Consider the following 10,341-nt stretch of genomic DNA (forward strand, 5'->3'; position numbering starts at 1 on the left):
CTATAATATTATGTATTAAAGCTTGTTTATACAGTAACATAGAAAGATAGGCATAACAACAAAAAAACTATGCCTTTTAAATTCTATAATATTATGTATTAAAGCTTGTTTATACAGTAACATAGAAAGATAGGCATAACAACAAAAAAACTATGCCTTTAATGTGGCAAAACTATGCCTTTAATGTGGCAAAACTATGCCTTTAATGTGGCAAAACTACTCCTTTTATGTGGCAAAACTACTCCCTTTAACACCTTAAATCCATTGTCTCTCTAAGCATCAAACAAGTCCTAAAAAGGTTTTAAAAATATTTATAAAAATATATTAAAAAGGGCGGGGATTATGAGACAGCAACCACTATGAAAAAGGTTTCTATAAATACCATGTTACATACATTCGTACTTATACTGTTATTTATATGTATATTATTAGAACACTATTGTAAAATTTAAAATACTGTATAATGCTTGTAAATTTATGTAAGTTACAAATATTATACAATTTCTTACTATTTGATCCACAATACAAAGGGCTTCATGTGAAATCGAAAGTAATGTATACGTTGATCATAGACACAATGATGTATCGAATGAACAAAGGTACTATTGAGATAGATAAAAATGGGCATCAGTATATCGAATTTGAGACCGAGTATTTCAAGAAACTGTTAAACATCAGTGTAAACGCAGTCAATAAATTCAAAAAAGAATTAATTAAAGTAGGGCTTATTGATGTACTTCAAAAACAGGAAAACAACGTTTTTACGTCTACATGCCAAAAATCGAAGACAAAAAATTTTATTATTATAATAAAGAGACGAAATCCAACAAATACACATATATCGAATTACCTAAATTCTTATTTGAAGCGGCATATCAATCAATACCTTTCTATCAAAAATAGCCGTACAACTGGACGCTTTGTGGACAATCACGGTGTGTATATACAAAAATACTTATAATCGCTTCATAGACGCATTAAACATCAAATCAAAGCATACACTAAAAAAAACATATCAATATCTTAGTCAAATACAATCTATTAATCGTGAGTAATGTAGCTACTACAATTAATCATATTTTCAGAACATAAAATCGTTATTATGTATTAAAGCCTAAAAAAAGAAAAAAACAATGTAATCAAGCAAGTTGATACAAACGATAGTTATGTCTCAAGTCATAATGTAAATGTTAAACAAAATAGGGCAAATAATGTCGATATGGAAGGACATAATCACAATAATAATGCATCTGATTAACAAAATATGTCATCTAGTAATATTAAAAATTCTAGTAACACTATAAACATAAATGCACAGTATATATCAGAGTCAGCCTCACTCAAAACTGAAAATGAATCATTAAAAGAACAAATGCGCTATTACAAAAATACATCAAACAATACTTACCTGATTTCATCGATGAGAAAAAAATGCTAAAAGAACAATTACTACAGAATTTTCTGACTTATATCCGTACGCTTATTGTTAACTACACGACAAATGTCAAAGAAACACAACGTGCAATGAGTGTTATTTGTGGCGCCAAGAATAAATATAATCAACTCTATGGAACAAATTATAGTCTCGAAGATTTAGAACGTGAAATTGGAGAAGCATTAATCCGTGTAAACCGAAAGCATAAAAAAGACAACAAAACGATTACCGAAGTATGTAATTATCTATTTTCAAGTATCAAAGGCGTATTTACTCAAAGTCACGAAGAAGATTATAACAAAGGTGTTATTACAAAAAGTCCTACAATAGCTTTATTTGGTGACTTACCGAATATTATTACGACATCAAGTCAATTGATGAATAACAATATTAAAAAACAAATAACGTCAGATGAATTACATGCCGCCAATCAATACGCAACGGCTAAGAAAATGTCTTTTTGATAACCTAATATAAGATTTGCGAGTAGTGGACCATAGGAACGGCAAGGATAAATTGAATTAGTAAAAGACATTACCGTTATTAGTATGTCTATTTGCTACGTATTTTAGACATAAGGTCTTTATAATATATGTTAAATTTACTCTTTTTATTTACAATGTTTTCAGAGGAGTATGAATCGATGATACAGGTCCTATATAAAATCTTGAGTTGCTGTAGTAAAATGATTTATATGAGGTAGCAGACGCCAATACACATACACATAAACGTGTTGATATATATGTGTATGTGTATTGGCGTCTGCTTAAAGGGGAATCAGCATATATTATTACTACAACTAAGTAACAATATAATATGAATCTTTATATTTTGTTTACTGATTTAATGATTTCTTTTTTTGTTAAATCAATAATACCTTGATATTTTTCTCCATTGAGTTCTAGCTTTTTTATTTCATTACTATAAATTGGTTAAAGTTAAAAGTCAAAATATATATTTATATCATGAATAAAGAGAAGCGGATTTTCGACATACGCTCATGCATATGTGTATACACGTGTGTATGTTTATGTTAAATTGAGAAAGGAGGTGTAAAAATGGAAATAATTACTTTCGCAGCCGTTAAAGGTGGAGTAGGAAAAACAACATTATCCTATAACTTTTCTGGATATTTATCTGACTTGGGATACAAAGTGTTAATGATAGATTTAGATCATCAATGCAATTTATCTCAAATCTTAGGAATTTATGATCAAAAGAATACTGTCTTATCTATATTCGAAAAAATAGATACGCTGCATATTGAAGAAAAAGTTAAGATACACCGTATTAATGACAATATAGATCTTATCAGTGGATTTTTACGTTTAGATGAGTATGAAAAGCATATGAGTACGACAGATGGAAAAGACATGCAATTATATATGTGGCTGGATGATTACTATGAAGAATATAATATTGGTCAATATGACTATATTATTATTGATACACATCCTGATTTTAGTACATCAACAAGAAATGCGATTGTGGTAAGCCATAAAGTAATTTCTCCTAATAAGCCAAGTGGCTTTAGTGATGATTCGAATGCAAACATTTCATATCGTATTAATAAATTAAAGAAGGATTTAATTGACTTTAGGACACGAGAAAGTTATGTAACAGCTAAACTTTTTTTCGTTGGAAATATGGTCAAACATAATACTAAATCATCAATCAATTTTAAAAAAAGTATTGAAAATCAAGAAGATTATATAACTTATTTTCCTGATAAGGAATTAATTACACGTAGTGTTTTAGAAAAAAAACCAATTGTATCATTTAAGCAAGAACCTGCAATATACTTAAAAGAAAAAAGTTTTTTTCAGCAATTTATAAAGAGTTGTAAAGCTATTAAAGATGCTTGATTGATATACACATGTTTATGCGTACGATTACACACATAAACATACACATTTGCGTGCGCACTATATGATGAGGAAGGAGTTTTAAAATGGCATTTAATAAAAAAATAGATAGTAATGACCAAGAAAATAGTATAGAAAAAGCTTTAGAGAATGCAGTATCACCCAATACATCGTATAAAAAAATAGAGATAAAAAAAGATAAAATTAAAGAAAAGAAGAAGAGATATCAATTTATGTTACAGCCTTCAGTTAGGAAAAAACTAGATGATTTAGTTGAAGAAAATAATTATTCATCATCTTCAGAGTTTTTAAATGAGATTATAAAGCAATTATAGGCAAACTAGTGTTACATTTAATTGTGCAATGTATATTTAACCTTTAGATATGGAAAAAGATTATTAAACTAAGCCGATGTCAATTGTACACAAACAAAGCACATAGAAGCTATATTGGTGCCGCTTCTATGTGCTTTGTTTGTGTACGTTGTGTACTTGAAAGTTATAGAAGAAAATTATATACCACGTTTAGAATTAATCCAGATATACTAAAAATATAAGGATATAAAACCCAAAATAATAAAATGCGATGATAGATCGCATGGTGGTAAGTCAAAAAGTATAAAGAAACCTATTTTTAAGAGTTAGAGGGAGATTAATCACATAACGATATTGAAATAATCATAGTTAATGTTAATAATCAAAGGAAGGAGTAGTACATATGACGGTGATTCATACAAGAAAATTAAGAAAAAGTGGTAATAGTAATATATTAACGATACCTAAAGAAGTAATCAAAGCATTAGATGTCGTAGAAGGTCAATTTATTGCTTTTAACGTTGTTAACGGCCGAGTTGTACTCGAAGCGGTTAAAACAACAGATGATAACGAAAGAGATATTTTGAGTATCGCCAATCAAATAAGTAAACAGTATGACAGTGCGTTCAAAGACCTAGTTAATAGATAATAGGAAGATGACATATGCAATACTTAACAGAAAAATATGATCACTATGTTATTAGTAAATACAGTCCTAAAGAACAGCATGGTGTTAAAGGTCCCAACGTATTAAATATGTTAGTTAATATACTTAAACAGTATGTGTTTGGCAAAGAAATATATTCGACGTTAGAATTGAAAGCAGCTAGTTTAGTACGGAACTTAGTACAAAAGCATGTCTTTTTTAACGCGAATAAAAGAACGGCTTTAATATCACTAGGCGCTTTTCTTAATATTAATGGATATCAGCTCACTATAATTAATACGGAAACGACTGACTGTAAGATTGCGACAGATGACTTAGAGGAAGAAATAATAAGCCAGTGGGTTAAGCTAATCTAAAGTCAATGAATAGTACACAGTTATAAAATTAATCAAAAGAAGCGACGAACGATCACTCATATGATGAGCCCTTTCTTATATATATAATATGTGTACGTCGTGTACGCTTAAGTTAAAAGGCATAGTTTTGCCACATGAAAACCTATTTTAAATACATCATTTGGATCGTTTCATAAGTTGATGAAATGGCGTAAACTACATTGTTATAAGTTATAAATCTTTGATAAAATTTAACATCATATATTACAATGAAGTTAGGTTAAAATTGTATCACTAATATTTTGATTAGTACTCATTAATATGAACTAACCATTTAGTCTACCTCCATAATAGAGAATGGTTGGTTTTCATTGAATTGAACAAGTTCGATGAAGCAGTGAGGAAAAGTCTAATTGCAACATGGTGTGCAGTGTATTTAAAAGAAGCGGTAAAATCCGCTTCTTTTTTATGTTCGATATGAGTACGTAGTATACATACATTTAGTCTTAAATAACAAAAAGCATTAAAGGGTGTTCAATTAACTATATAAGCACTAGTTGTGTTTGACCGTGCCAATAATTTTATATCATTCTCTAATTGAAATAGATATGGTTTTTCTGCACTTCAGTTGACGTTCGCCACTTCTTAAGCATTGTATACTTGATGCGGCCACACCCGTTTTTTGATTAATATAATACGCAGAATTTAGGAGTCTTTCAATTGTTTTGATTATCATATTAAATCAGTGAACGGTTTTTTTAAGGTTACTCACAGCATATATTTTGATGGTGCCTAGTTACTTAAATACGTCATATATAGAATTAAATAAGAAGCGGTTAGCCATTGAGCTATTATAACCGCTTCTTATTCTTTGCTATTTATATATATACTAGGAAAGATAACAAACTTTATAATCGCTCTCAGAAATTAATAGAGACGTTTCTAGAGTTTTTGAAGTAAATTAGTCCCGATTTTTTCTAATTGCTCTAAAAAACGCTCTCTGTCCCTCTCAAATGATTCATCTACATCTTTTTGATGATCTGGATTTTTTAACCACTCTGGTGTTTTTTCACGACTTTGTAAACGATTATTCCGATCCCTTTTTTTTTCGGGAATAAGGTTGTTTCTTCGAATGAATACGTTTTTCGCTATCGAAAGTAAATTCTAAATATTCAATTGTTCGTCCCTTTTTTGCCTTTATCTTATTTATTTCTAGATTTGGAAATAACGGAACGAGTTCTTTAATAATTGGTTTTAATACACGTTTATCAACATCCCCCATTTTATATGATTTAGGAATATCAAGACGTTCTCTGAAATCAATCATTTTTAACTTTAAATAACCAGTATGTTTAAATTGCTTAAGTAGTCTAAATATATTTTTTGAATAACTAGAACGAAGTGAACACATTTCGGCTAATTCAAATTTAGTAAAATCTTCTGTTAATGAATTTAATAAATGTATGAGATCGGGATGTGTTGATATCTCTAAATATTCTTCTTTAGGGAAAACTTTATATTGATTAAACAATACAAATCTATGAATATAATCATCAGTTTCTATGCGATAAGTTATTTCGAGCGTTTTATCATATACGTGCTCTAAATCTTCAATAAACCGCTTCTTATTACGTTGATTATGGTTATATTTGCTCAAATCTTTTAACGTGTCGAAAGATAAATACAATGTAGATGTTTGTTGTTCTTTTAATTTATAGTACATAGCAAAAAACAAATCTAATTCAACAGACGTAAAATTTCGCAATGATACTAAATTAAGTTCATTTCTATAAATCACTGTTTTGCCACTCATAGCTAGTTCTGCCTCCTTTTAAAGGTCGTTAAAACAAAATGACCTTTAAAAATAATATGATTAAGAGCATTATATCATTGTAATATCAGTATCTCAACATACATAAAAGGTCGTAAATAGAAAACGTCCTTTTACTGCAACAAAATACCCTTTGGATATCAAGAGCCACAAGGGTTTGGATGTCGTCTGAAAAGGTTTTAAAAATATATTAAAAAGATGCTTAATATATTTGAGCATTTGATACACAAATATATTAAGTTATATTTAATTAAGTTCAATATATACGTATACACCGTACAAAACGGGTAAGTAGTACATTTTGTACACATAAATATAAGTAAAAAATAAGTAAACAATTTAAGGGTCATTTTGTTGCAAATTAATGTTTAGAAAATTATTAGTATAGTGTACTAAGTAGACAATGTAGATACAATAGTATTGTGTACTTAATGTACGTAGTACACCAAATATTTACGTATAGAAGTATAAGGTATAACATAAAAAAACAAACAATAATGAAGAAAGGAGATGAAAGCATGAGAGAGCAATTAAAAAAGTTTAAAAATCAAGATGTTGTATTAACTGCAGAAGTAAAAACTGTGAAATATAGACGTTATGCAGATAGGTTTAGCAAATATAAAAAGAACGTGCATATACTACTAAAAAATATAAAAATAAATGGTGAATTTATCGATCATATATGGTTGCAAGAACGTAATAAGTTTTATGAAGAATACAAGCCTTTAACAGGACAAACGGTTAAATTTAAAGTTAAAATCAAACCATATATAAAAAAGAAGGATTTTGTGTATGTAGAAGATTATGGAATACAAAGGTTAAGTAAAATTATGAGCAAAGAAGTCTATGACGAACAAAAACCATTTAAAAAGAAATGATAGTAATATATTTAAGTATAAAATAAAATACAATGACGCTGAGAGACGCATTCATTTACGTTGAGAGTTACTAAGAGAGGTAATACACGGAGTGAGTGCGCTTATTTTATTAAAACAAGTTAAGAAATTTCTTCAAAACTAATTACAAAAAGCAAAGAAAGAGGTTTAAAAACGAAATTAACTACAGATATAACAAATCGATTTGCTGATATTGATTATGACGAAGTAACTGGTGAAATATTAGCTGGTGGAAATACTTTTATATTTATTGAAAATCATGCAATTAATCCAAAATATAAAGAAATTGCTAATAGATTAGTTGAATATTTAAAAATAAATAAAAATCCAAAAACTATCGATATTGATAAAGAAACGCAATTATTTCCTTATAATGATGAAAGTACTTTCTTTTACAAAGGTTCAATATTTAAAAATAATGATTTTGTTAAAAGAATAAAATTTAAAAATGAACGTGATTTAGCGAAAGAAATAGCCTTATTAAATTAATAAGGCTATTAAATTTTATGTAATTATATAAAAAAAGCAGTTACAAATCAGATACTAAATTGTAAAATATTTCTATGGTAAAAATAGTATCAAAAATTAGACTAAAGTGTTTTTGTAGTATATATTATAAAATGTAAGATAAGATTATAACATCTTTTAATTAAATGATTAGGTTAATTTTTTAAGTAATATCTTTAATTTAAAAGATGGATAAAAATTACAAAAAATAACGTTAGATATTAGAAATAAAGGCTATATATATATGTACGAAGTGTGCTGTGTGTACGTTGTTAACGTTGTGTACGTAGTACATTAATTAGTAATATTAAATAAAGACTATTCATAGAAATGAGTGATAAAAATGGCTAATACTAAAACGATAAAGCAAATTAAAATGGCAAAAACGAAAAGCGAAAATTTAAATGAATTTCTACTTAATTTCGTTCATTGGGAAAAAATCGCAAAACGACTGAATTACAGTAAACCTTCAGTTTTTAGAATAAAAAAGCAATTGAGGGAACACATTGACGAAGAGGGAGAACAAGAAGCTTTATATCGTATGTTTACGGTTTCTGAATTAAATAAACTTATAGATTTGTATAACGATTATATTAAGCATCCAGAGGCTTATGCTAAACCGAAAACAAAAAAAGAGTTGAATATAGAGCGTCAAGAAAAGGCGATAGCCAAACATATGAATGATATGAAAATGGATTATAAACCAACAGATAGAGAGTGATAATACATGGCAAAAGAATGGAGTTATATTATTGATATTCCCCCAGTTGCGACACCACGCCCTAATTTTAGAAGTGTAAAAGGGGCAGACGGTAAAGTGAAAAATATCACATACTACCCAGAAAAATATAATCAATACATGAGAGATGTACAAGAGATGCTCAAGCGAGATAATGCCTTAAACAAGGATTTCTATGATGTCATGGCTTGCCCGTATGGTGTAAAAGCTGAAATTAAATTTTTTGTACAAGCACCTAAAGGCTACAAAGGGGTTAACAACATTATGAGAACAACGGCACCTGATATTGATAACTTGGAAAAAGCTGCTTTTGACAGTATTTTTAAAGGTTTAGAAATCAAAGATAGTCGCATAGCGATGGTGGCTAAAGCTAAATTTCAAGAGTTACACAGACCTAGAACAGAAATCACATTGAAAGGGATTGAATGATATGCCTTCAACCAATTTAGATAAATTTTATGCCATAGAGAAGATTATGGAGGAGTTTAACAGTCTTCAAGAGAATTATTTAAAGTCGCTAGAGGAACGCTATGAATACATGAACGAGTATCGTAGAGAGTATAGAAGTCTAGTAAGAGCTGTTAATGAGGTTGAAAAACGACTAAAAACGACAGAAAACGACGATGAAGAAATTGAAGTTTTAAAGAAAAATGCAAGGATCAATGCACAAAGGCAAATAGACAGTATAGAAGAGCAAAGAGAATCGAACCCCTATTATGACCCTAAAGACAGTGTAAAAAGCTTGAATAAGCTTATAAATGCTTTATATAGAAGGGTAGATATAAGTTATTTAGAAAGTGTTCAAAAATCTTTAGAAAAAAACAATATAGATGTTGACGGTTTGCCATTGCTTATAGACGTATTAGAAAGCTATGAAGAACAAGACGACAGAGAACAAAAACAAAAAATATTATCTTTGATAGACATGGCCAAAAATGACTATTTAGGTAGTTTTAAAGAGTATAGAAATGCTTTAGAAACAGGAGAAGTAGGAGAATCATTTAACGATATTTTTAAAGTATTAGCCCAGTTAGGATATGACGAGGAAGCAGGTCTGATGGCAGACGCATTGCCAGATTATGACGATGTTAGACGTGAAAGACCTGACCCGCAGCAATTATTGGAAGTTTTACCACCAGTTAAAAGTGCAGACCTACAGTATTGGCAGTCTAATAGACGAAAAAGTGAAGGCTATGCATTAAATATGCTGTTTGCTAAAGAAGTAGCATATACACGTAGAGCATTGTTAGAAGATAGGGAATATATAGGTACTAGAAACGCCTTTAAACGATTAAATAACGCCTATGATGAACTTAGTGCCTATATGTATGAAAGATATCACGAATTAGGTGGAACACCGTATAATTATCACGGACATATGGATAGAAGAAAGTAGTAAAAAGGTTATAAACGCTTATATGACGGTGTTTATAACCTTTTCTTTCGTGGATAAAATTAGATAAAAAAACAATAAAATATATATAGCATACATATATAAATTTAAAAACCCTCAAACATACGCTAAATATAACAAAAAGTAAACAAAATATCAAGAAAATAAAAAGCGTTAATCAAGAAATAAGGGAATTATATAAATAAATTATTGATAAAGAATATTGCACATTTCCGAAGGAAATGTGACGGAATAAAAAGTATCAAAAATGAGACCTAAAAGGAACGGAAATAAAGAGCAGTATCAAAAATAAGACCGGAGAGCAAGTGCTATGGGCTGGCAGCCCATAGCACTTGCTC

At 29.2% G+C, this 10,341-nt stretch carries 10 protein-coding genes and 2 pseudogenes; 11 read left to right on the top strand and 1 reads right to left on the bottom strand.

From position 1 onward, the window contains the following. Window positions 1-463: 463 nt before the first annotated feature. The 7 genes and pseudogenes from Q4528_RS16850 to Q4528_RS12395 form a co-directional block, all read left to right on the top strand. Window positions 464-742, top strand: a pseudogene (locus Q4528_RS16850) (replication initiator protein A); the annotation flags it as partial. Between the two features lie 29 nt (window positions 743-771). Next, complete coding sequence (locus Q4528_RS12370) at window positions 772-903, top strand: hypothetical protein (RefSeq protein ID WP_261763795.1); 132 nt, start codon at window positions 772-774, stop codon at window positions 901-903. Between the two features lie 528 nt (window positions 904-1,431). Beyond that, window positions 1,432-1,899 (top strand): hypothetical protein, encoded by a 468-nt coding sequence (locus Q4528_RS12375; RefSeq protein ID WP_303521771.1) that lies wholly within the window; start codon window positions 1,432-1,434, stop codon window positions 1,897-1,899. A gap of 594 nt (window positions 1,900-2,493) precedes the next feature. After that, window positions 2,494-3,300, top strand: coding sequence for a ParA family protein (locus Q4528_RS12380; RefSeq protein ID WP_046466361.1), 807 nt, complete (start codon window positions 2,494-2,496; stop codon window positions 3,298-3,300). Between the two features lie 86 nt (window positions 3,301-3,386). Next, complete coding sequence (locus Q4528_RS12385; protein WP_029056327.1) at window positions 3,387-3,635, top strand: ribbon-helix-helix domain-containing protein; 249 nt, start codon at window positions 3,387-3,389, stop codon at window positions 3,633-3,635. Window positions 3,636-4,017: 382 nt separating this feature from the next. After that, complete coding sequence (locus Q4528_RS12390; protein WP_089589938.1) at window positions 4,018-4,263, top strand: AbrB/MazE/SpoVT family DNA-binding domain-containing protein; 246 nt, start codon at window positions 4,018-4,020, stop codon at window positions 4,261-4,263. A gap of 14 nt (window positions 4,264-4,277) precedes the next feature. Further along, window positions 4,278-4,637 carry a type II toxin-antitoxin system death-on-curing family toxin gene (locus tag Q4528_RS12395; protein WP_089589937.1) on the top strand — a complete coding sequence of 120 codons (360 nt, stop codon included), beginning with the start codon at window positions 4,278-4,280 and terminating at the stop codon, window positions 4,635-4,637. Between the two features lie 921 nt (window positions 4,638-5,558). On the opposite strand, the pseudogene Q4528_RS12400 reads toward Q4528_RS12395, so the two are convergent. Next, window positions 5,559-6,429 (bottom strand): annotated as a pseudogene (locus Q4528_RS12400) (replication initiation protein). Between the two features lie 536 nt (window positions 6,430-6,965). Between Q4528_RS12400 and Q4528_RS12405 the strand changes: the two are divergent. The 4 genes from Q4528_RS12405 to Q4528_RS12420 all read left to right on the top strand — a co-directional run bounded on the left by Q4528_RS12405 (window position 6,966) and on the right by Q4528_RS12420 (window position 9,985). Next, the gene (locus tag Q4528_RS12405) at window positions 6,966-7,325 is read left to right on the top strand and encodes a hypothetical protein (RefSeq protein ID WP_002477895.1); all 360 of its coding nucleotides are present in this window, start codon (window positions 6,966-6,968) and stop codon (window positions 7,323-7,325) included. Window positions 7,326-8,193: 868 nt separating this feature from the next. Next, window positions 8,194-8,571 carry a hypothetical protein gene (locus Q4528_RS12410; RefSeq protein ID WP_002477896.1) on the top strand — a complete coding sequence of 126 codons (378 nt, stop codon included), beginning with the start codon at window positions 8,194-8,196 and terminating at the stop codon, window positions 8,569-8,571. Window positions 8,572-8,577: 6 nt separating this feature from the next. Continuing rightward, entirely contained in the window at window positions 8,578-9,018 is a 441-nt protein-coding gene (locus Q4528_RS12415; RefSeq protein WP_017636246.1) for a RusA family crossover junction endodeoxyribonuclease, read from the top strand. Between the two features lie 109 nt (window positions 9,019-9,127). Continuing rightward, window positions 9,128-9,985, top strand: coding sequence for a hypothetical protein (locus tag Q4528_RS12420; protein ID WP_303521779.1), 858 nt, complete (start codon window positions 9,128-9,130; stop codon window positions 9,983-9,985). Window positions 9,986-10,341 lie beyond the last annotated feature (356 nt).

This window comes from Staphylococcus pasteuri, from assembly GCF_030547725.1.
GTDB lineage: Bacteria > Bacillota > Bacilli > Staphylococcales > Staphylococcaceae > Staphylococcus > Staphylococcus pasteuri.